Consider the following 22,967-nt stretch of genomic DNA (forward strand, 5'->3'; position numbering starts at 1 on the left):
TAGGTTATGAAAAAACGTTTTATGATGTTCACCCTGCTGGCGACGGCGTTTTCCGGCATGGTACATGCAGACGATGCGGCGATTCGCCAGTCATTAGCGAAGCTGGGTGTTCAGAGTACCGAGATTCAGTCTGCTCCGGTTGCGGGCATGAAAACTGTACTGACCAATAGCGGCGTGTTGTACGTTACCGAAGACGGTAAACATATTATTCAGGGACCGATGTATGACGTGAGCGGTGCAAGCCCGGTAAACGTCACCAATCAACTGCTGATGAAGCATTTGAACGCGCTGGAAAACGAGATGATCGTCTACAAAGCGCCGCAGGAAAAACACGTCATTACCGTTTTCACCGACATCACCTGTGGCTACTGCCACAAGCTGCATGAAGAGATGAAAGACTACAATGCGTTAGGGATTACCGTACGCTATCTGGCCTTCCCTCGTCAGGGACTGGAAAGCCAGGCCGAGCAGGATATGAAATCTATCTGGTGTGCGAAGGACAAAAACAAAGCCTTTGACGACGCCATGGCTGGCAAAGATGTGAAGCCTGCGACCTGTAATGTGGACATCGCTAACCACTACGCGCTGGGCGTACAGTTTGGCGTCAGCGGTACGCCGGCGATTGTGCTGAGCAATGGCTATGTAGTGCCTGGCTATCAGGGCCCGAAAGAGATGAAAGAATTCCTCGACGCACATGCAAAACAAACCAGCGGTAAATAATTCGCGTGAAACAACAGATACAACTTCGTCGGCGTGAAGCCGACGAGACCGCCGAGCTACCTGCCGACTTGCCGCCATTGCTGCGCCGTTTATACGCCAGCCGCGGCGTGCGCAGCGCGCAGGAGCTTGAGCGTAGTGTGAAAGGCATGCTGCCGTGGCAGCATTTGAACGGTGTCGAAAAAGCGGTTGAAATCCTCTATAACGCTTTTCGCGAAGGAACCCGAATCATCGTGGTCGGCGATTTTGACGCCGATGGCGCGACCAGCACCGCGCTCAGCATTCTGGCGATGCGCGCGTTGGGCTGCAGTAACGTGGACTACCTGGTGCCTAATCGTTTTGAAGACGGTTATGGCTTAAGCCCGGAAGTCGTTGATCAGGCCCATGCCCGGGGCGCTCAGTTGATTGTCACCGTCGACAACGGCATCTCGTCACACGCGGGTGTTGAACATGCCAGAACGCTGGGGATCCCGGTCGTTGTGACCGATCACCATCTGCCTGGGGACACGCTGCCGGGTGCTGAAGCGATCATCAATCCTAACCTGCACGATTGTGAATTCCCGTCTAAATCGCTGGCTGGCGTTGGCGTGGCCTTCTATCTGATGCTGGCGCTGCGCACCTTCCTGCGTGACAAAGGCTGGTTTGATGAACGAGGAATTGCGCCGCCGAACCTGGCGGATTTGCTCGATCTGGTTGCGCTTGGTACGGTGGCCGACGTGGTCCCGCTGGATGCCAATAACCGCATTCTGACGTGGCAAGGCTTAAGCCGTATTCGTGCCGGAAAGTGCCGCCCTGGTATAAAAGCGCTGCTGGAGATTTCCAATCGCGACCCACTCAAATTGGCTGCCAGTGATTTAGGTTTTGCCCTCGGGCCACGGCTGAATGCAGCGGGGCGTCTGGACGATATGTCCGTTGGTGTGGCGCTGTTGCTGTGCGACAACATTGGTGAAGCACGCGTGCTGGCCAATGAGCTGGACGCACTCAACCAGGCGCGTAAAGAGATCGAGCAGGGTATGCAGGCGGAAGCGCTGACTCTGTGTGAAAAGCTGGAGCGCAGTAGCGATACGCTACCGGGCGGTCTGGCGATGTACCATCCCGAGTGGCATCAAGGAGTGGTGGGGATTCTGGCATCGCGTATTAAAGAGCGCTTTCACCGTCCGGTAATTGCGTTTGCCCCGGCCGGTGACGGTACGCTGAAAGGCTCCGGGCGCTCGATTCAGGGGCTGCACATGCGCGATGCGCTGGAGCGGCTGGACACTCTTCATCCAGGTATGATCCTCAAGTTTGGCGGTCACGCTATGGCGGCGGGTTTGTCGCTGGAAGAGGCGCAGTTTGAGCGTTTCCAGCAGCGTTTCGGCGAACTGGTAACCGAGTGGCTGGACCCCGCCTTACTGCAGGGCGAAGTGGTGTCAGACGGTGCTCTGAGCGCGGCGGAGATGACCATGGAGGTCGCGCAAATGCTGCGTGATGCCGGACCGTGGGGACAAATGTTCCCGGAACCGCTGTTTGACGGGCATTTCCGTCTGCTCCAGCAGCGTCTGGTCGGTGAGCGTCATCTGAAGGTGATGGTGGAGCCCGTCGGTGGTGGACCGTTGCTGGACGGTATTGCGTTTAACGTTGATACCACCTGCTGGCCGGATAACGGTGTTCGCGAAGTTCAGCTTGCCTACAAACTGGATATTAATGAGTTTCGCGGCAACCGCAGCCTGCAGATTATAATCGATAATATCTGGCCACTTTAGCGTCACTTTACATAAAATCATTCAAGCTGCATCGAGGCGGCAAGTGGATGAGTCTCCATGAGCGTACGAGTAGTACGTGACCGGGGAGAAATCGCGCAGCCAACAAAGAGGCAGCTTGAAGGATGATGTGTATATTCGCTATAAAAAAGGGTGTGGATTCGTTACAATCCCGCTCTTATAACCGCATTTTGACTAGTCCAATAAAAGAAATCAGACAATGTTTGAAATTAATCCGGTAAATAACCGCATTCAGGACCTCACGGAGCGCTCTAACGTTCTTAGGGGGTATCTTTGACTATGATGCCAAGAAAGAGCGTCTGGAAGAAGTAAACGCCGAGCTGGAACAGCCGGACGTATGGAACGAACCCGAACGCGCGCAGGCGCTGGGTAAAGAGCGTTCCTCCCTTGAGGCCATCGTCGATACGCTCGATCAGATGAGCCAGGGCCTGGAAGATGTCTCCGGCCTGCTGGAACTGGCTGTAGAAGCCGACGACGAAGAAACCTTTAACGAAGCCGTAGCAGAACTTGATACGCTGGAAGATAAGCTGGCCCAGCTGGAATTCCGTCGTATGTTCTCCGGTGAATATGATAGCGCAGATTGCTATCTCGATATTCAGGCTGGCTCAGGCGGTACGGAAGCACAGGACTGGGCAAGCATGCTGATGCGTATGTACCTGCGTTGGGCTGAAGCGCGCGGCTTTAAGACTGAAATTATTGAAGAATCTGAAGGTGAAGTGGCGGGTATTAAATCCGTGACCATCAGAATTGCTGGCGAATATGCTTACGGTTGGTTGCGTACCGAAACCGGTGTACATCGCCTGGTGCGTAAAAGCCCATTCGACTCCGGCGGTCGTCGCCATACGTCGTTCAGCTCTGCGTTTGTCTACCCGGAAGTTGACGATGATATTGATATCGATATCAACCCGGCGGACCTGCGTATTGACGTTTACCGCGCTTCTGGTGCGGGCGGTCAGCACGTTAACCGTACCGAATCTGCGGTGCGTATCACCCACATCCCGACCGGGATTGTGACGCAGTGTCAGAACGACCGTTCCCAGCACAAGAACAAAGACCAGGCCATGAAGCAGATGAAAGCGAAGCTTTATGAACTGGAAATGCAGAAGAAGAATGCCGAGAAACAGGCGATGGAAGATACTAAATCAGATATCGGCTGGGGTAGCCAGATTCGTTCTTATGTCCTTGATGACTCCCGCATCAAAGATCTGCGTACCGGGGTTGAAACCCGCAACACGCAGGCGGTGCTGGATGGCAGCCTGGATCAATTTATCGAAGCAAGTTTGAAAGCAGGGTTATGAGGAACCAACATGTCTGAACAACACGTACAGGGCGCTGACGCGGTAGCCGACCTTAACAATGAACTGAAAACGCGCCGTGAGAAGCTGGCGAGCCTGCGCGAGCAGGGGATCCCCTTCCCGAACGATTTCCGTCGCGATCATACCTCAGACCAACTGCATGCTGACTTCGACGCGAAAGAAAACGAAGAGCTGGAAGCGCTGAACATTGAGGTTTCCGTTGCTGGCCGTATGATGACTCGCCGTATTATGGGTAAAGCATCATTCGTTACGCTGCAGGATGTTGGCGGCCGTATTCAGCTGTACGTTGCTCGCGACGATCTGCCGGAAGGCGTCTACAACGAGCAGTTCAAAAAATGGGATCTGGGCGATATCCTCGGCGCGAAAGGTAAGTTGTTCAAGACCAAGACCGGTGAGCTGTCTATCCACTGCACCGAGCTGCGTCTGCTGACGAAAGCGTTGCGCCCATTGCCGGATAAATTCCACGGTCTGCAGGATCAGGAAGCGCGCTATCGTCAACGCTACCTGGACCTCATCTCTAACGATGAATCCCGCAATACCTTTAAAGTGCGTTCACAGATTATGGCTGGTATCCGCCAGTTCATGGTTGGTCGTGGTTTTATGGAAGTAGAAACCCCGATGATGCAGGTGATCCCTGGCGGGGCGGCAGCGCGTCCGTTTATCACCCATCATAACGCGCTGGATCTGGACATGTACCTGCGTATCGCACCGGAACTGTACCTCAAGCGCCTGGTGGTTGGCGGCTTCGAACGCGTATTCGAAATTAACCGTAACTTCCGTAACGAAGGCATCTCTGTTCGCCATAATCCAGAGTTCACTATGATGGAACTCTACATGGCTTATGCGGACTACAAAGATCTGATCGAACTGACCGAATCGCTGTTCCGTACGCTGGCGCAGAACGTTCTGGGAACGACTGAAGTGCCTTACGGCGAAGAAGTCTTTGACTTTGGTAAGCCGTTCGAAAAACTGACGATGCGCGAAGCGATTCAGAAATACCGTCCGGAAACCAACATGGCCGATCTGGATAACTTCGATTCTGCAAAAGCGATTGCGGAATCTATCGGCATCAAAGTTGAGAAGAGCTGGGGTCTGGGTCGTATCGTGACCGAGATCTTTGAAGAAGTTGCAGAAGCGCACCTGATTCAACCGACCTTCATTACCGAGTACCCGGCAGAAGTTTCTCCGCTGGCGCGTCGTAATGATGAAAATCCGGAAATCACCGATCGCTTCGAATTCTTCATTGGCGGACGTGAAATCGGTAACGGCTTCAGCGAGCTGAACGATGCAGAAGATCAGGCGCAGCGTTTCCAGGATCAGGTTAACGCCAAAGATGCAGGTGACGACGAAGCGATGTTCTACGACGAAGACTATGTTACCGCTCTGGAACATGGTCTGCCGCCGACTGCGGGCCTGGGCATTGGTATCGACCGTATGGTTATGCTGTTCACAAACAGCCATACTATCCGCGACGTAATCCTGTTCCCGGCAATGCGCCCGGTTAAGTAAGATGTGAAATGCCGGATGGCGGCTGATGCCTTATCAGGCCTACAATGCGTTATGTAGGCCTGATGGGCGTAGCCCCGTCAGGCAATCAATTCCCGTTGGCAAACTTGCGCAGTAACTCTCGTGCCTTAACATCTGAAACCTGCATTACCATCCACGGGCTAAAAGCCCACGGCGTCGCGTCAATCCCGCTTAAAACATCCTCAAGATTGCTCCACTGGGAATCCATCACTTCATCTGGGTTTAGCTGTAGCTCACTGACGATATGTGCGGCATAAACCGGGCATACTTCGTTTTCCACTATTCCACTCGGATCCGTGGCGCAATAACGAAAATCAGCATACACGGGGCTGAGCGAGTCGATGTCTGCACCCAGCTCGAAGCTAGCCCGACGGATAATAGCGGCTTCGGTGGTTTCACCCAACTGCGGGTGACCGCAGACAGAGTTGGTCCAGACGCCTGGCCAGGCTTTTTTGTGCAGCGAACGGCGGGTGACCAGCAGTTGACCCTGCTCGTTAAATATCCAGCATGAGAAAGCAGAGTGCAGGGGGGTTGTGGCGGTATGCGCCGCATACTTTTCCAGTGTTCCACAGGGCTGGCCCTGCTCATTCAATAAAATGACATGTTCCTGTCGCATAGCGTCCACCATCAATCTTAAGCATTCACATTATATGCTGTATTAAGTCAGAATGATTAACAGAGGGTGTGAAATGCCAGAGTCGACGCTTCGTTGCGCGATATGATTTGGCATCCGGTTTCTGGCTGCTATGATAAAGCGTCTGAAAATGTTGCGAGGTATTGTTTTGAGTGCAGGACGCCTGAAGAAAAATGGCCTGAGTATCGCGATGCTGCTGTGTGTCGGTCTGCTGTTAGCAGGCTGTTCCGGGAGCAAGTCGTCTGATACAGGAAGTTATTCCGGCTCCGTGTATACCGTGAAGCGGGGAGATACGCTATACCGTATTTCGCGCGCCACCGGGACCAGCGTAAAAGAGCTTGCACGCCTGAATAATATTTCACCGCCCTATACCATTGAAGTGGGGCAAAAGCTGAAGGTCAGCGGCGGCGCGAAAACCAGTTCAGGCTCTGGCAAAACAACGACGAAATCCTCAACCAAAACGGCGGCGGTCAGACCATCTTCGTCCGTACCGCAATCCTCCTGGCCTCCGGTAGGGCAGCGCTGCTGGCAGTGGCCTGCCAGCGGTAAAGTGATTCTGCCTTATTCAACCGCGGACGGCGGCAATAAAGGCATTGATATCTCAGCTGCGCGCGGTACGCCGATTTATGCCGCCGGAGCCGGGAAGGTGGTTTATGTCGGTAATCAGCTGCGGGGTTACGGTAATCTCATTATGATTAAGCACAGTGAGGACTACATCACTGCGTATGCGCATAATGACACGATGTTGGTGAACAACGGTCAAAACGTGAAAGCCGGGCAGAAGATCGCGACGATGGGCAGCTCGGATGCGACCACGGTGCGGCTGCATTTCCAGATCCGCTATCGGGCGACGGCTATCGATCCGCTGCGTTATTTGCCACCGCAGGGCAGTAAGCCAAAATGCTGACGGTGAATTAATCGCCAGTCAGTCAGTTAGTCCCTTGCCAAGAAGAGCGTAAGGTTTATAATCCCTTACGCACTCCAATGCGGGCGTAGTTCAATGGTAGAACGAGAGCTTCCCAAGCTCTATACGAGGGTTCGATTCCCTTCGCCCGCTCCACGACTTACTTCTCACAGACTCTCCTGAATCAATTATCCTTCGTAATCTCAATGTGTTTCTTTGTTTAACGGTCAGACAGACTCAATGCACGACTATGCAGGCTAAAGCGATTGTGGGAGACGATAGGCCCCCCCCTGGCGGGAGATACCTCATATGAAACTAACTATCCACAGGGGCCAAAGAGAAATCTTTGACGCTCTCGGATAGTAGAGCTTTGTATATGCTGGTTAATCCTTTCAATTCGCGATACTGGTGTCTTAAATATCGCATTTCTCCCGTGGTACAAAAAATCAACTATCAATCAATTGAATTTATTTAAGAAATTTTAAGGAGTATGTTTGATTATCTGTCTGAAAATATATCAACGTTAATACAGGTCACGTAGTTAATTGTTAGATTATAATTCCAAAGTTATCTTTATTGAACACGATATAAGATTGGTCATTCTTCATAAATAAGTAATGTATTCTTTTTGTAGGTCAATTTTCTCTAATCGGTAGTAACAGGTTTTAAATGGTTTAGACTTGGTAGGATCTTACCTGGATAAACATGGTGGACATCTATTTTGTTAAAAATATCTTCAGTAGTTTTATCATTAGTAATAATTTCTTAAGGTGACTAGTTTTGTTCTCATTATCCGGTCACGAAATTATGTAGATACACAAAAATATACGAGTTAGTTTAGTACTTTGTACCATTTTGAATGCTTGCTATGCCGGGGGCTCGTTAGCCTTGTGTATATTCTGTCATTGTTGTTGAAAAATATAGCAAATATAGTTAGATAGACTTCAGTTGTACTGATTAAAATCTCACACGGTATAGCTACGAATTTAAAGGTAGATATATGGGTGACAATTCAGTCAGGCTACCTTTAACCACAGTATGTATGCTGGTAATTTGTAAGAAAATGTTTCATTGTGTTTTGAGAATTTTCTCATTTTGAATAAAAGATGAAAGTGCGGTTTCACAGGTGGTGCTAATAATACAACCAATAATCGTATTGAAATGCCGGTATCCATTAGTAATTCAAATCTAAGAATGAGTGATTGATAGCTTTTAGCTATGAATGGCGAGGGGTTGATATCACATCCTTGTTGTGTAAAAGTTCATCTCATGTATTTAGCAATATTAATAAAATCAATTACTCGATTGTTAGGTATTTTTTAGAGGGTCGGTGTGCTTAAAAGTACACACTTACCTTTCCATGGATGAAATAGAGTTTTTTGAGGTTATGGAGGCTTCATGAAGTATCAACATTTCTGGCCACCTAATGATATTTACTTTGGGGGTGGTGTCGCTAGTGTTATTGATGAAATGTCACTGATTACAAACGAAAGAAATTATTTATTCGTGAATCTTAATCAATATAGCTTACGTAGCACCTTGGTTTTTTTCTCACGGAATAAAAATATCAATAAAATCATAATCATCATTTCCAGCTCACGGTTGATGCCTTTGGCTCTTTTTTGGCTGGATAATATCAAAAATGTTATTGCTGTTTTCGATACCTCAACATCTGTGTCGGAGATGATTAAGAAAATAAGCCTATATCGACGAAATGGTGACAAGATAACGGCAGGGCGAAGGGAATGTAACTTTAAGATTAGCAACAAAGATATCATGAAGATGAAGTACTTCTTAACCGAAAGCGGTATGGAGGAGCTTCAGGATAGATTTATGAACTCGCCGTCAACATTGTATCGTTGGAGAAAAGAGATTGCCCTTAAATTTGGCGTGCGAGACCCTCGATATCTTCTATTGCCAGAATAAAATGCTATGCGTTTTCTCATTAAGAATTACAATTAAAGATCCGATCTTTAATTGTTGTTTTAGAACGGATACTGCATACGACTTCCATTTAACTAAAATTAGGAAATATAAAATTTCTAGCCTTGCTTAGACTAGAAACTGTCGTGATTTCGATAAGAATAGATACGCTGGCTAAGAACGTCAGGGGCGGTAGCGTTCCAGAAAACATCTGGGATTTATTTAAAGTTAATAATTATTAAATAAGGGACTTATCAGTAATGATCAGCAAAGATGATGTAAAAATTGCCATTATTGGACTCGGGTATGTTGGCTTACCATTGGCTGCTGAATTTGGGAAAATTCGTCAGGTGGTTGGTTTTGATGTTAATCATAAACGTATACTCGAGCTAAAAGAAGGGATCGATGTCAATCTCGAAACCACAGAAGAAGAGCTACGTGATGCTCGCCATCTGACGTTTACCTCATCAATTGATGAAATCAGAGAATGCAATTTTTACATCATTACCGTCCCGACGCCGATCAACGATTATAAGCAACCAGATCTCACCCCTTTGATTATGGCAAGTGAAACTGTTGGCAAAGTACTGAGGCCGGGGGATATCGTGGTGTATGAATCTACGGTATATCCAGGGTGTACTGAAGAAGAATGCGTGCCGATCCTTGAGCGTATGTCAGCGATGACATTTAACAAAGACTTCTTTGTCGGATATAGCCCAGAGCGCATCAATCCCGGCGATAAAAAATATCGTCTGACAACTATCAAGAAAATTACCTCAGGTTCAACTGCAGAAACGGCCTGTCTGGTTGATGAGATCTATCGACAGATCATCACGGCAGGAACGTACAAAACGGAAAGCATTAAGATCGCGGAAGCGGCAAAGGTGATTGAAAATACCCAACGCGATCTCAATATCGCGCTGGTAAATGAATTGGCGATTATCTTTAACCGATTAGAGATTGACACTGAAGCCGTGCTGCGAGCAGCGGGAAGTAAATGGAACTTCCTGCCATTCCGTCCGGGACTGGTTGGTGGTCACTGCATTGGCGTCGATCCCTATTATCTCACTCATAAATCTCAGGGCATCGGTTACTATCCGGAAATTATCCTCGCGGGTCGTCGACTGAACGATAATATGGGTAACTATGTTTCGGGACAGTTGATCAAAGCCATGATCAAAAAAGGAATTAATGTTGAGGGTTCTAACGTTCTGATTCTGGGGTTCACCTTTAAAGAAAACTGCCCGGATATCAGGAATACCCGCATTATCGATGTTGTAAAAGAGTTGGGCAATTACAGCTGTAATGTTGATATTTTTGACCCTTGGGTGGATGCTGAGGAAGTCGAAGAGGAATATGGGATTATACCTGTATCGGAAATCAAGGCTGCTTCTTATGATGCCATTATTGTTGCCGTTGGCCATGAGCAGTTTAAGAAGATGGGGAGTACTGATATTCGTGGCTTTGGAAAAGATAAACATGTGCTTTATGATTTGAAGTATATCCTTTCGCCTGAGCAGTCAGATGTGAGGTTATAATCATGACAGCCTATGATGAATTAAAAATACAACTCGTTCTTGAACCAAAACGTTGGCTTATTACTGGCGTAGCAGGTTTTATCGGCTCCGGATTATTAGAAGAACTACTCTATTTAAATCAAACAGTAATTGGGTTGGATAACTTTTCAACTGGCTATCAACATAATTTAGAGGATGTGCGTGCCGCTGTCAGTGAAGAACAATGGTCGCGGTTTACCTTTGTTCATGGGGATATCCGGTCGTTTGCCGATTGTCAGGCTGTTTGTGAGAATGTCGATTACGTTTTACATCAGGCCGCTCTGGGAAGCGTACCACGTTCCTTGCAGGATCCTATCACGACAAATAGCGCTAACATTGATGGTTTTTTAAATATGTTGACGGCGGCGAGAGATGCACATGTATCTGGTTTCACCTATGCCGCAAGCAGTAGTACTTATGGTGACCATCCCGATTTACCTAAAATTGAGGACCGGATCGGCCGGCCATTAAGCCCGTATGCGGTTACAAAATACGTCAATGAATTGTACGCCGAGGTGTTTGCTCGCAGCTATGATTTTAACACTATTGGCCTGCGCTACTTTAATGTATTTGGCCGCCGCCAAAACCCTAACGGAGCATACTCTGCAGTCATTCCTCGCTGGATACTATCGCTTCTTAAAGATGAACCAATTTATATCAATGGCGATGGTTCAACAAGCCGCGATTTTTGCTATATAGAAAATGTGATTCAGGCCAATTTATTATCAGCAACGACTAATGATTTAACCTCAAAAAATAAAGTCTATAATGTGGCTGTTGGAGACAGAACTTCGCTAAATGAGCTTTATTATCTCATCCGCGATGGGTTGAATTTATGGCGGGACGAACAAATTAGTGCTGAACCAATTTATAAAGATTTTCGTGACGGTGACGTTAAGCATAGTCAGGCAGATATTACCAGAATAAAAAAATTTCTTTCATATGAGCCTGAGTTTGATATCAAAGAAGGACTTAAGCAGACTCTAAAATGGTATATCGATAAAAAGACTGCTTTGTATTCCTGAGTAAAACTACTCACTTTCCTTTCACGTGGATGAATTTAATGAAATCGTCAGGGATGTTTACGCTTACAGCCATTGGTAGTTGCCGTATTGTGAGTCCGGTAAAACGAGCTCAGCCTTATTTTAATTTCAAGGCTAATTTTAAAAGGATATATGGTTTTACGCATACGAGCAGCGAGGCATTACAGCAGGTTCGTTTTATTTTAGGCTTGATAGATATTCCTGAAAAGGTCCGGCCTTTTATTTTTAGACCTGCCGTAAATTATTCAAACACCGACGTTCATAGTCGTTCTGATTTCTATATCGTTGAGATTTCAAGTCAGAAGAAGATTATGGCCTATGGGTTCTGCTTACAAATAAATTATTTAACTCGTCATTTCTATGAGTTTTTTAGCCAAACAGAGCGGGCGCGTGTGTACTGGTCGCTGGCCACGCAAGGAAATCAACACAAACTGCTGGCCTATCTCAAAGACGATCCCTGTTTTGCCGGAATGTCGGAAGACGATCGTGCCTTATTAAGCAATATCAATGTTGAGCAGATGGATGAGCATGCTATCGAACAGGACATGATGGAAATCGTTCAGCTGCTTGGTCGCGATCGCGTTATGTTTATGACCCATGTTGATGCCGTGACTCGTGCTGGAACCGTCATTCAGTCCCGCAGTCGATTGATTAAAAATGTCGAGACCATCGCCACCAGGATGGATATTCCCTGCGTTAATCCGACAAATTTGATGGAAAAGTGGGGACAGAAAAGAGCCCTGGAAAAAAATGGCGACGATCTTACTCATTATACCGACATGTTTGGTGACGCGATCGTTGCGGCTATTTTTAAGGGAGTGATCAATAAGACTAATCATCATCTTGATGAGGGGCGACAAGAGAAACAGGACCAAATACGTGAGATTACCCTATCGATCACTAAGCTGCTTGCCGATGGCGACATTATTACTGCATCACAGCAACTTTTTGCCGCATTAAGAAATCAGCAGCAAGAGCCTGTTCTAATCCAACTTCGGTCCGTAATCTTCAGCCGTTTAGGTTATTATGAACAGGCTTATCAGGATATTAGTGATGTTGAGAAAATTATCGGTACGACAGACAGTACATTACGTTGTCGGCTGAGGTCTCTACATGGATTAGCGCGTTGGCGGGAAGCCTTATCGACGGCCGAGATGATGCTTTCCAATGAAATTGAAGATGAAGAAGTCCTTACCGTTGCCGCCGGCTCAGCCGATGCTTTACAGCTGTTTGATAAGTCATATCAATACTGGAAACGTGTACTGTTATTGAATCCTGAAACCCAAAGCGGATGGGTTAATTTCCTGAGCAGCACGCAATATTTCAATGATGGCAACGCATTTTCCGAAGCTTTCCATGCCGGCATTCAATCGCAGCGCCTAAATGATGCGTTTATGGAAACAGCGTTATCTTTGGCAATCAAATTCAGTGATGAATTGATTTTCATGCATGCACTCGAGCAGCTACTCCGCCATGAGTCAGAATTTGCGCTGACGGTATTGTCGACGATTCATGATACCGGTCTCGTTATCCGCACGGCTTTCTGCATCAAGAATATGAGCTATCATCAGGCGCTTAGCACCTCGTATAAAGATAAACTCCACGACGTTTTTGAGGCATGGAACAATACCGCGCTGTCGCTACATTCGGTTGATGATTTTGTCTCACTGAGTACTTCGCTGGTCTACAGCTACTCTGCATTTATGGTTTATCCCCATGCACGTATTTCTCGCTTTAATAATGAAGTTAAAATGGCATGGCGCGAGAAATTAAGAGAAATGTATGAGCGTGAGGATTATGAAAATATCCTGGCAGGGGCGAAAATAGTGTGGCCGCTTCTGGAGTTCGATCCCGTTAGCACCGTATATTGTGCAAGAACGCTGGTGAATCTTGGTGCCTGGAAAGACGCGTGCACGTTGGCCCATATGACCTTGATTCGTAATTCGAATATTACCAGCCTGCAGTCGATTATGTTACGCAGTATACGTCATATTAACGACATTCCGTTCCTCATTGATTTGATTGCTAACGTCATGAGCATTTCTCCATCATTCCAGAATGCCTCGATGAACGAGTTGTTTGAGAAAGAGTGTCGCAATGTTGCAACCAGAGCCCTTAAATATGTACGCCAGAAGAAAACTGAAGGGCGTCTGGATGAAGCATTGTCTGTATTGATTAGCCTGAAACGAATTGATCCTGATGTTTCTCGCCTGATGCGTGAATATAAGCAAATTATCAGATTATTTAATGAGTCACTGAAGGATGGCGGTAGCACTATCGCGTCTTATGAACATCTAGATTATGCGAAAAAATTACTCGTTTTTGATAGCGAAAATGCCTATGCCTTGAAATATGCCGCATTAAACGCCATGCATTTACGCGACTACACCCAGGCTTTGCAGTATTGGCAGCGACTGGAGAAAGTGAATGGACCAACGGAGCCGGTGACAAGGCAGATCTCGACCTGCATAACCGCATTACAAAAAAATACATCAGGGAAGTCGTAATGATTACGCAGGAAGAAAATTTAGCTGCGCTAGGGAAAACGCTTTTAACATTGAAAAAAGAGAAGAAGCTTGCGCAAGCTGTTGCGTTAATTGACAGTCAATTACCGGCTGAGGCTTTAACTTCATTAGCGATGCTAAAAAAAGCAGAATTTCTTCATGATTTCAATGAAACGGCGCGTGCATACGCGCTCTACGAAACGCTGATTGCACAAAACAATGATGAAGCTCGTTATGAGTATGCGCGTCGTTTATATAATACGGGGCTAGCCAAAGATGCGCAGCTAATTCTTAAAAAGGTTAGCACCGGCGTGCAGAAAAAATATAACAATTATTTAGGCAAAATAAATAAGATCTGCGATTTGCTTGAACGCCTTGAAGGGGAAGCGATCCCTGTGGGAACCAACACCCGTATTATTGCAATGAAGCATGCCATCTTGTTCTATCGAAATCGTCAGCCGCGGCAGCTTCCCGTCGGATCTTTTGGTCGCCTTGCGCTCTGTACAGGCTCGCTAGGTAGCGGCGGTGCAGAGCGTCAGATTTCCAGGCTGGCTATTGAGATCGCCAGAAAATATCGGCAACAGGGGAAAATTGGCGGCCTGAAAGTAGAAGAGCCGGTAGAGCTCATTATTCGCTCCCTGGCACCGGAACTCAGGCAAGACTTTTTCCTGAAAGAAGTGCTGGAAGAACAGGTCGAGGTGCTTGAAATCGCGAAGATTACCGGAAACTTCTTTGACGATGCGACAATAGAATCTCCGGAGTTGCGCTTATTGCTCTCTCATCTGCCGCCGGTGTGTAACTACGGTATCAAGCATCTGGTCCCCCACTTATGCGAGCGCAAGCTGGATTATCTCTCCGTTTGGCAGGATGGCGCTTGTCTGATGATTGCGCTTGCAGCGCTGATTGCTGGCGTGCCCAGAATTCAACTGGGATTACGTGGCTTACCGCCGGTGGTGAGAAAGCGTCTGTTCAAGCCGGAATATGAGCCTCTCTACCAGGCGCTGGCGGTCGTGCCTGGCGTTGATTTTATGAGTAACAACCATTGTGTGACCCGCCATTATGCCGACTGGCTAAAGTTGGAGGCGAAGCACTTCCAGGTTGTATATAACGGCGTCTTACCGCCATCTACCGAACCCTCTTCTGAGGTGCCACATAAAATCTGGCAGCAGTTTACGCAAAAAACACAGGATGCGGACACGACTATTGGTGGCGTTTTCCGCTTTGTAGGCGATAAGAACCCTTTTGCATGGATTGATTTTGCAGCACGCTATTTACAGCACCACCCCGCCACACGCTTTGTGCTGGTAGGCGATGGTGATTTGCGCGCTGAAGCGCAGAAACGCGCCGAACAGTTGGGGATTCTGGAGAGAATACTATTCGTTGGCGTCTCGCGTGACGTGGGGTATTGGCTGCAAAAAATGGACGTATTCATTTTGTTTTCGCGTTATGAAGGGCTACCTAATGTGCTCATTGAAGCACAAATGGTCGGGGTGCCGGTGATTTCAACCCCTGCAGGTGGATCGGCAGAATGCTTTATTGAGGGTGTTTCGGGTTTCATTCTTGATGATGCACAGACGGTCAATCTTGACCAGGCTTGCCGCTATGCAGAACAGTTGGTCAATTTATGGCGCAGCAGAACCGGTATTTGCCAACAGACGCAGTCATTTTTACAAGAACGCTTCACCGTGGAACATATGGTGGGAACGTTTGTACAAACCATTGCCTCTCAGCCTCGTTAATTAATGGGCAGCATTTTTTCAGCTATTTCATTTATAAAATAAGTTATGAAAAAAATTATTATATTATTAACGACGTTTTTTCTGCTTTCGGGATGCACTATTCCCAGGGCGGTATTTAAATCCAGCCTGATTAATCAGGACGATCCTCATTATCATCTGGTCGAAGTCACGCCGACATTAAAACTGAGTGATGCCGATACTGTGCCGAAAACTATTGTCGATCCGGTCTTTGCCGAAAATAACTGGCACTGGACATCTTTGGCTAAAGGCGATGTGCTGCATATCACTATTTTATCCTCGGGGGGAGCGGGGTATTTATCCAATAACGCGAGCGGCGACCGGGCGGATTTTGAAAATATTCTTGTGACTGACGGTAATATCGTTCAGGTGCCTTATGCCGGGATAATCCCGGTTACCGGGCTGGATGTGACACAACTGGCTGAAGAGATCAGAAAGCGACTTTCGCGCGTTGTCCTGAATCCTCAGGTGCTGGTGACGCTTACCGCCCGCACCGGAGCCATGGTGACGGTCGAGGGCAGCGGGAAAACAGGTCGTTACCCTCTCGAACAGAGTATGAATCGTCTTAGTCATTTTTTGGCAACGGCGGTGGCAGTAGAAAATACCAGCGCAGATATGATGGAAGTTCACGTGACGCGCCAGCAGCATTATTTCAATGCGCGACTGTCAGATATTTATCAGTATCCCGGGTTGGATATTGTCTTACAGCCGGATGACCGTATCACTCTGCGTCAAGTGACCGAGTATGTTAATGTGCTCGGCGCGGCGGGTGTTCAGGGAAAACATGCTCTGGTTCAGCGTCATTCCAGCGTAGTGGATGCTTTGGCGCTGGCGAAAGGATTAAACGACAATCTTGCCGATCCGCAGGCGGTTTTTCTGTACAAGCATGACGAAGCGGAGCAAGCGAAACAGCAGATGCGTAAGCTGAATATCTATCATGTCGATATGAGCCAACCTGACTCGGTGTTTTTAGCACAGGCCATGCGGGTGGAAGACGGCGATGTTATCTATATCTCGAACGCCTCCTTGACTGATTTCGCTAAGGTGAAAGCCGCATTCGATAGCTTTTTGATCCGCGGCTCTAATTCTTTCTAACGCGCCATATGAATATTTTGAAAAATAATTCTTATTATTTTATGAAACTCATTACCGTCTGTGAGTTAATCATTTTGTTAATGTCACGCGATATCAAAACACGCTATAACGGTAATTTGCTAAACTATATGATGGTGCTGGCCGTACCATTGGTATGGATAACCATTACCGTTATTTCTTTTCAATATTTAAATCGCACCGTGCCAATATTCACTGACGATATCAGCTTTGTTATTGCAGGTATATTACCGTATCTGTTATTTCGTTATACCATTACCGCAACCATGCGCACCCGTTCATTCTTTACATCGTTGGCGGTTGTCTCGCAGGTTAAGAAAAGACATGTGATTTTTGCTCTTGCCGCAGTCGAATTTGTTAATGCGGTTATCATTTATATTATTGTTTCATTAATTAACTTTCTTATCTTCTCCCGTTGGGAAGCCCAGAAACCGATCCTGATTTTTGAAGGGATGGTTATCGCATGGCTTCTGGGATTATCGTTTGGTTACTTTTGTGACGCACTGTCTGAACGGTTTCCGCTGGTCTACAAAGCCGTTCCTGTAGTGCTAAGACCGATGTTTTTGATTTCAGCTGTCTTTTATACGGCGAATGAATTGCCCTATTCATTATTAAGCATATTCAGCTGGAACCCTCTACTTCATGCTAATGAGATAGTCAGAGAAGGAATGTTTGAGGGGTATAACTCCTTGTACCTTGAGCCTCTTTACCCTCTGGCATTTTCCGCAACGTTATTCCTCGCGGGCATCATTTTTCACCTGATTTGTGACACTGAAAATCACTGACTTTAGCTTCAGGAGAGACGCGTTCGTGTTCGGTTTATTAGGTTGTACACGCTATTTTGAGTCTGATAAGGGCCCGCGGGTGGTCCTTGATAAAACAGATTTTATCATGGATTACCATGAGCATATCGGTATTCTGGCGGCCCCTGGTTCAGGCAAAACGACGCTAACCCGATTGCTGTGCGGTATAGATGCTCCTGATGAAGGGGATTTTATTGGGCTACGGGGTGATGCGCTCCCACTGGGGGCAAATGCTTTTGTTCTGCCGGGGTTAACCGGCGAAGAGAATGCGCGCATGATGGCCAGTCTTTATGGCCTGGATGGCGATGAGTTTTCACATTTCTGCTATCAATTGACCCAGCTTGAACAGCGCTATACCGACAGGGTGAGTGAATATTCTGTCACGATGAAAGCGCATCTGGCATTTGCCATTAATTTACTGCTTCCCTGCCGCCTTTATATTGCCGATGACAAGCTGTACACCGGGGATAATGCCACACAGTTGCGTATGCAGGCGGCACTAGCTTATGAGCTGCAACAGAAAGGGTTGATTGTGCTAAGGAAGGTGCGAATAAGCAGGTCATTTCTTCCCAAATTGACTCGCTGATTAAAATTTCGCGGATCTGGGCCGATTTTTTTCCCGTAAACACATCGAATCAGCCTATTTAGGCTATTTTTTCCACCATTTCTGGCGTTATTTCCGGTTTTTACTGAGATCTCTCCCACTGACGTATCATTTGGTCCACCCGAAACAGGTTGGCCAGGGTGAATAACATCGCCAGTTGGTTATCGTTTTTCAGCAGCCCCTTGTATCTGGCTTTCACGAAGCCGAACTGCCGCTTGATGATGCGAAACGGGTGCTCCACCCTGGCACGGATGCTGGCTTTCATGTATTCGATGTTGATGGCCGTTTTGTTCTTGTGCGGATGCTGCTTCAAGGTTTTTACCTTGCCGGGACGCTCGGCGATCAGCCAGTCCACATCCACCTCGGCCAGCTCCTCGCGCTGTGGCGCTCCTTGGTAGCCGGCATCGGCTGAGACAAATTGCTCCTCTCCATGAAGCAGATTACCCAGCTGATTGAGGTCATGCTCGTTGGCCGCGGTGGTGACCAGGCTGTGGGTCAGGCCACTCTTGGCATCGACACCAATGTGGGCCTTCATGCCAAAGTGCCACTGATTGCCTTTCTTGGTCTGATGCATCTCCGGATCGCGTTGCTGCTCTTTGTTCTTGGTCGAGCTGGGTGCCTCAATGATGGTGGCATCCACCAAAGTGCCTTGGGTCATCATGACGCCTGCTTCGGCCAGCCAGCGATTGATGGTCTTGAACAATTGACGGGCCAGTTGATGCTGCTCGAGCAGGTGGCGGAAATTCATGATGGTGGTGCGATCCGGCAGGGCGCTATCCAGGGATAATCGGGCAAACAGGCGCATGGAGGCGATTTCGTACAGGGCATCTTCCATGGCACCGTCGCTCAGGTTGTACCAATGCTGCATGCAGTGAATACGCAGCATGGTCTCCAGCGGATAGGGCCGTCGGCCATTGCCCGCCTTGGGATAAAACGGCTCGATGACAGCGGTCATATTCTGCCATGGCAGAATCTGCTCCATGCGGGAGAGGAAAATCTCTTTTCGGGTCTGACGGCGCTTAGTGCTGAATTCACTATCGGCGAAGGTGAGTTGATGGCTCATGATGTCCCTCTGGGATGCGCTCCGGATGAATATGATGATCTCATATCAGGAACTTATTCGCACCTTCCCTAACGCGCAACCCTCGGCTTATTAAAGAACACTGTCATGCGTTTGGCGTACTGCTGCATGGAAAAATTACGATGTGTGAAGATTTAGCACAAGCATCTGCGCTTTTTGAACAATATCAGTCAAATCAGGCGACGATTCAAACTGATGATTATTCCTTTGATATATAATTAGAAAATATACGGATAGAGTGTGGAAAATTCAGAACGTATTAAAAAATGGAAAGAGGAAAGGGCGAAGGTAGCAGAAGAAAGCCGAGCCTCGCGACTACAACAAAAAGAGGATGAACGCGCCCTTCGCCAGACGGAAAAAACGGCCGATGCGAAAAGTCATCATCGCCCAGACGCCGGGTGGTCCGCGACGGATGCTGATTCCGTCCGTAGAGCGTCATTGGTTATTAAAGAGCGGCGTGTTCAGCAAGCCAAACAATCGCTACGTCGGCTCTTTCTTTATATTGCTTTGCCGCTGCTGGTTATTATGCTTATGTCGTGGCTATTAACTTCGCGTTTTTATAGCGCGGATGCCACCTTTATTGTGCAAACTGATGCCAGCCAGGATAATTTTTCTGGAACAGCTTTCTTTGGTGCAGGCAATGAGATGTCGGAGGGCTTTCAGGTTCGCGAGTTTATACTTTCGAAAGAAATGATGGAGCGGATGGAAAAAGAGCTCGGTTTTTTATCTTATTTCGCGCAAGACGATATCGCATTATTTTCCCGCTACCTCGCACCGCTGGGTATTAATGATGATCCTTATCGTTACTATTTATCGAAAGTCTCGGTTGCTGTCGATATTCAACAGGGCATGCTGCGTTTAAACGTCAAGGCGCGGAGTGCGAAACAGGCTGAGTTTTTTGCCCAGCGCATTCTGGCTTTTGCTGAACAGCACGTTAATACCGTTTCAGCGCGGATGCAGCAGGAACGGATTTTATGGCTGGAAAACGATGTTAAATCGGCCCAGGAAAATCTGGGGGCCGCTCGGCTTGAATTGCTAAAAATACAGCATATACAGAAAGATATTGAACCGCAGGAAACCGTGACCGCGATTTATCAATTAATTGCTGGCTTTGAAACGCAGTTGGCGGAGGCGAAAGCGGAATACGCGCAATTAATGGCTAATGGTTTGGATCAGAACCCCCTTATTCCTCGCCTGTCGGCCAAAATCAAGGTCCTGGAAAAGCAGATCGGCGAACAACGTAACCGCCTGTCAAATAAGTTAGGGTCGCAAGGTTCTTCAGAAAGTCTGTCCCTGTTTGAAGATCTTCGCCTGCAGAGTGAGATCGCCAAAACACGCTGGGAATCTGCCTTACAGACCTTACAGCAAGGGAAGCTTCAAGCGTTACGTGAGAGACGGTATTTGCTGATCATTTCTCAACCGATGGTGGTGTCTGACACCACTCGCTATGCCGATGGAACAAAGTGGTTACTGTTCTTCGTGTTGCTGGGCATCGCGTACCTGGTGACTTCTCTCCTGATAACTATCAGGCGGATGCGTGAATAAGGCGGAGTAAGGAAATACGATGAGCTTGCACTCTACATGTAAAAAAAAATCGCCAACCACCCTGCTCAAACAAGAGGATTGGGAGGGGCTATGTCACTATTTCGGGCAGCATCCCGAAAAAGTGCGAGATAGTGCTGGAAATGAGCAAAACATTCTTCTCTTCGCTATCGCGTGTTTGCGTAAAGATGAAACAGATGCCGCGCTGACTTTGTTGTCCGACCGTGTGCTGACAGCAAAGAATAGCCGTGATTTATTGCGACGCTGGATTATTTCGCCGCTGGCATCACATCATCGGGACGCTGTACTACAGGTGGTTAACAAACTGCTGGCGGTGAATGTGTGCCAGCCGGAGGATGTCCTGCTGGTCGCAAGCGTGCTGCTTAAGAGTAAACAATATGCGACTGTTGCTGACTTAGCCGAGCGGGCATGGCTCGCTTTTTCGGGCAATAGCAAAATTTTTGCCCTCCATCTGCGCAGCCTGACGCTGGTGGATAAAGAGTTACAGGCAATCTCGTTGGCCAGAACACAGGCGCAGGAAGTTCCCCCGCGGGGAGATATGATTGAGACCTGCCTCCGTTTCTTAAATAAAAGCCGCCTACCAGAAGATCATGACCTGGCCCGCGCATTGCTCCCTTTCTTCGTGTTAGAAAGCCAGGAGTCAGCGGGGCTGGCGGTTGATACGCTGTGCGCTGTCGGTAAATATCAGGAAGCCACTCAGACTGGGGAGTCCGCATTAGGCCGTGGGTTGGATGGTGCGGCGCTGCGTCGTAGCCTGGGGCTTGCCCACTATCAATCCGGCCGCAGCCGGGAAGCGAAGCTTCAGGCCGCTGAGCATTGGCGTCATGCCCTGGATTTTAATCCTGATAATTTACGGATCGTGACCCTGTATGCCGATGCCTTAATCAGAACGGGTCAGAATGAGAAAGCCATTCCGTTACTGCAGCAGTCGCTCGCGACTCATCCTGATCTTCCTTATGTCAGAGCCATGTATGCCCGAGCACTGCGCCAGGTTGGGCAATACGCTGCTGCCAGCGATGAGTTTGTACAACTGGCAAGGGAAAAAGGGGCGACCAGTAAATGGAACCGTTATGCCGCGGCGGCGTTGTTACAGGCGGGGAAAACAAGCGAAGCGGAAAGCGTCTTTGAGCACTATATTCAGGCCAGAGCAAGCCATCTGCCTCAGTCATTCGAAGAGGGGCTGCTGGCCCTTGATGGGCAAATATCTGCCGTTAATCTACCGCCTGAGCGCCTTGACTGGGCATGGGAAGTTGCCGGCAGACAGTCCGGTATCGAGCGCGATGAATGGGAACTCCGGGCGAAGTGGGGGTATCTTGCCGATAATTATCTCCTCGACTGGCTTGAATGCCGTGGAGAGCAAGCCGACGAACCGATGTATCGGTTGGCCGATATATCGCATGTCGAGCAGTTTTTCCAACGGCTGCAGCTCGATAAGCGTGGTTGCATTGTTGTATCGGCTCATATGGGCGCAATGTATGCCGGGCCGATGATCCTCTCCTTGCTGGAAATGAACAGCAAATGGGTGGCTTCCACGCCTGGCGTGCTCAAAGGGGGCTACGGTGAGCGGTTGATTTCGGTTAGTGACAAAAGCGAAGCGGACGTGGTCAGGGCCTGCATACAGACCTTACATAGTGGGCAGTCGCTTGTTGTGGCGATCGACGGCGCGCTGAATTTGAGCGCGCCGACTATCGACTTTTTCGGCCAGCAGATTACCTACTCCACCTTTTGCTCTCGACTTGCCTGGAAAATGCACTTACCCACCGTATTTGGTGTTCCGGTGTGGCGAGACGGGCGCATCCATTTTGTTTTGGAGAAAATGGTCGATCCGCAGAGGTTCGAAAGGCAGTCTTCTTTTATTGAGCGCTGGAAAGACAATTACCTGAAATGTGTAACCCAAATCCTGAATAGCGGGCCTGAAAATCTGAGACTGTCGGGGGGGATTTGGCGAAATATCACGCGCAGGGATGAATCATCTTCGGGCTGAAAAGATGTTTGCCCCGCGATGCCTTTGGCGCACCAGGCGGGGCCGCCCGCTAAGTAAAACTGAGTTATTCGATTTAGAAAGCATCCGTTCATTAACGTTCGGGTGCTTTTTTCGTTCTAACGAGCTGAAAAACGGAGAATTATATAATAGCTACGTTATACCTGATTGTGGTTCTGTT

17 protein-coding genes, 1 tRNA gene and 2 pseudogenes are annotated in these 22,967 nt (G+C 48.1%); 17 read left to right on the forward strand and 3 right to left on the reverse strand.

Annotated features, from left to right (window positions below; translation table 11 throughout):
* Positions 1–6 precede the first annotated feature (6 nt).
* The 4 genes from dsbC (at position 7) to lysS (ending at position 5,302) form a co-directional block, all read left to right on the forward strand.
* On the forward strand, positions 7–720 hold the full coding sequence (dsbC, locus tag HV243_RS04525) for a bifunctional protein-disulfide isomerase/oxidoreductase DsbC (protein ID WP_016154345.1): 714 nt from the start codon (positions 7–9) through the stop codon (positions 718–720).
* Between the two features lie 5 nt (positions 721–725).
* Positions 726–2,459 (forward strand): single-stranded-DNA-specific exonuclease RecJ, encoded by a 1,734-nt coding sequence (gene recJ / locus HV243_RS04530; protein ID WP_053389488.1) that lies wholly within the window; start codon positions 726–728, stop codon positions 2,457–2,459.
* A 217-nt stretch (positions 2,460–2,676) separates the two neighbouring features.
* Positions 2,677–3,775 (forward strand): peptide chain release factor 2 gene (gene prfB, locus HV243_RS04535; protein WP_100250065.1). Its coding sequence is split into 2 segments (ribosomal slippage): positions 2,677–2,751 and positions 2,753–3,775, totalling 1,098 coding nucleotides; the frame shifts between segments, so codons are not numbered across the junction.
* A gap of 9 nt (positions 3,776–3,784) precedes the next feature.
* Positions 3,785–5,302 carry a lysine--tRNA ligase gene (gene lysS / locus HV243_RS04540; protein WP_005123357.1) on the forward strand — a complete coding sequence of 506 codons (1,518 nt, stop codon included), beginning with the start codon at positions 3,785–3,787 and terminating at the stop codon, positions 5,300–5,302.
* A gap of 85 nt (positions 5,303–5,387) precedes the next feature.
* Here the strand turns inward: lysS and idi are convergent, their stop codons facing one another.
* Positions 5,388–5,936 carry an isopentenyl-diphosphate Delta-isomerase gene (gene idi / locus HV243_RS04545; protein WP_053389487.1) on the reverse strand — a complete coding sequence of 183 codons (549 nt, stop codon included), beginning with the start codon at positions 5,934–5,936 and terminating at the stop codon, positions 5,388–5,390.
* A gap of 166 nt (positions 5,937–6,102) precedes the next feature.
* On the opposite strand from idi, the gene actS reads away from it, so the two are divergent.
* The 10 genes and pseudogenes from actS to vexC form a co-directional block, all read left to right on the forward strand.
* The gene (gene actS, locus HV243_RS04550; protein ID WP_016157411.1) at positions 6,103–6,861 is read left to right on the forward strand and encodes an amidase activator ActS; all 759 of its coding nucleotides are present in this window, start codon (positions 6,103–6,105) and stop codon (positions 6,859–6,861) included.
* Positions 6,862–6,940: 79 nt separating this feature from the next.
* A tRNA-Gly gene (locus HV243_RS04555) sits at positions 6,941–7,014 on the forward strand.
* Positions 7,015–8,256: 1,242 nt separating this feature from the next.
* On the forward strand, positions 8,257–8,784 hold the full coding sequence (locus HV243_RS04560; protein WP_046274927.1) for a Vi polysaccharide biosynthesis protein TviA: 528 nt from the start codon (positions 8,257–8,259) through the stop codon (positions 8,782–8,784).
* A gap of 257 nt (positions 8,785–9,041) precedes the next feature.
* Positions 9,042–10,319 (forward strand): Vi polysaccharide biosynthesis UDP-N-acetylglucosamine C-6 dehydrogenase TviB, encoded by a 1,278-nt coding sequence (tviB, locus tag HV243_RS04565; protein WP_016157409.1) that lies wholly within the window; start codon positions 9,042–9,044, stop codon positions 10,317–10,319.
* A 2-nt stretch (positions 10,320–10,321) separates the two neighbouring features.
* Entirely contained in the window at positions 10,322–11,362 is a 1,041-nt protein-coding gene (gene tviC, locus HV243_RS04570; RefSeq protein WP_053389486.1) for a Vi polysaccharide biosynthesis UDP-N-acetylglucosaminuronic acid C-4 epimerase TviC, read from the forward strand.
* Positions 11,363–11,391: 29 nt separating this feature from the next.
* Positions 11,392–13,887 carry a Vi polysaccharide biosynthesis protein TviD gene (gene tviD, locus HV243_RS04575; RefSeq protein WP_095716010.1) on the forward strand — a complete coding sequence of 832 codons (2,496 nt, stop codon included), beginning with the start codon at positions 11,392–11,394 and terminating at the stop codon, positions 13,885–13,887.
* Positions 13,887–15,623, forward strand: coding sequence for a Vi polysaccharide biosynthesis glycosyltransferase TviE (tviE, locus tag HV243_RS04580; RefSeq protein WP_053389484.1), 1,737 nt, complete (start codon positions 13,887–13,889; stop codon positions 15,621–15,623). Before tviD ends, tviE begins: the two co-directional genes overlap by 1 nt.
* A 45-nt stretch (positions 15,624–15,668) precedes the next feature.
* On the forward strand, positions 15,669–16,736 hold the full coding sequence (gene vexA, locus HV243_RS04585; protein WP_053389483.1) for a Vi polysaccharide ABC transporter protein VexA: 1,068 nt from the start codon (positions 15,669–15,671) through the stop codon (positions 16,734–16,736).
* Positions 16,737–16,744: 8 nt separating this feature from the next.
* Positions 16,745–17,539: a Vi polysaccharide ABC transporter inner membrane protein VexB gene (vexB, locus tag HV243_RS04590; protein WP_053389482.1), complete on the forward strand. Its 795-nt coding sequence runs from the start codon at positions 16,745–16,747 to the stop codon at positions 17,537–17,539.
* Positions 17,540–17,564: 25 nt separating this feature from the next.
* Positions 17,565–18,095 (forward strand): annotated as a pseudogene (gene vexC, locus HV243_RS04595) (Vi polysaccharide ABC transporter ATP-binding protein VexC); the annotation flags it as partial.
* On the opposite strand, the gene HV243_RS25690 reads toward vexC, so the two are convergent.
* A complete protein-coding gene (locus HV243_RS25690; protein ID WP_346342842.1) occupies positions 18,062–18,262 on the reverse strand; it encodes a hypothetical protein in 201 nt (66 codons plus the stop codon). The pseudogene vexC and the gene HV243_RS25690 overlap by 34 nt on opposite strands.
* Positions 18,244–19,224, reverse strand: coding sequence for an IS5-like element ISKpn26 family transposase (locus HV243_RS04600; RefSeq protein ID WP_125086350.1), 981 nt, complete (start codon positions 19,222–19,224; stop codon positions 18,244–18,246). Before HV243_RS04600 ends, HV243_RS25690 begins: the two co-directional genes overlap by 19 nt.
* A gap of 68 nt (positions 19,225–19,292) precedes the next feature.
* Between HV243_RS04600 and HV243_RS04605 the strand changes: the two are divergent.
* The 3 genes and pseudogenes from HV243_RS04605 to vexE all read left to right on the forward strand — a co-directional run.
* Positions 19,293–19,460 (forward strand): annotated as a pseudogene (locus tag HV243_RS04605) (Vi polysaccharide ABC transporter ATP-binding protein VexC); the annotation flags it as partial.
* Between the two features lie 22 nt (positions 19,461–19,482).
* Positions 19,483–20,787, forward strand: a complete 1,305-nt coding sequence (vexD, locus tag HV243_RS04610) for a Vi polysaccharide ABC transporter inner membrane protein VexD (protein ID WP_149330253.1) — start codon at positions 19,483–19,485, stop codon at positions 20,785–20,787.
* Between the two features lie 19 nt (positions 20,788–20,806).
* Positions 20,807–22,789 (forward strand): Vi polysaccharide transport protein VexE, encoded by a 1,983-nt coding sequence (gene vexE / locus HV243_RS04615; protein ID WP_053389480.1) that lies wholly within the window; start codon positions 20,807–20,809, stop codon positions 22,787–22,789.
* Positions 22,790–22,967 lie beyond the last annotated feature (178 nt).

It is taken from the genome of Citrobacter sp. RHBSTW-00599, assembly GCF_013784065.1.
GTDB classification, from domain to species: Bacteria; Pseudomonadota; Gammaproteobacteria; order Enterobacterales; family Enterobacteriaceae; genus Citrobacter; species Citrobacter braakii.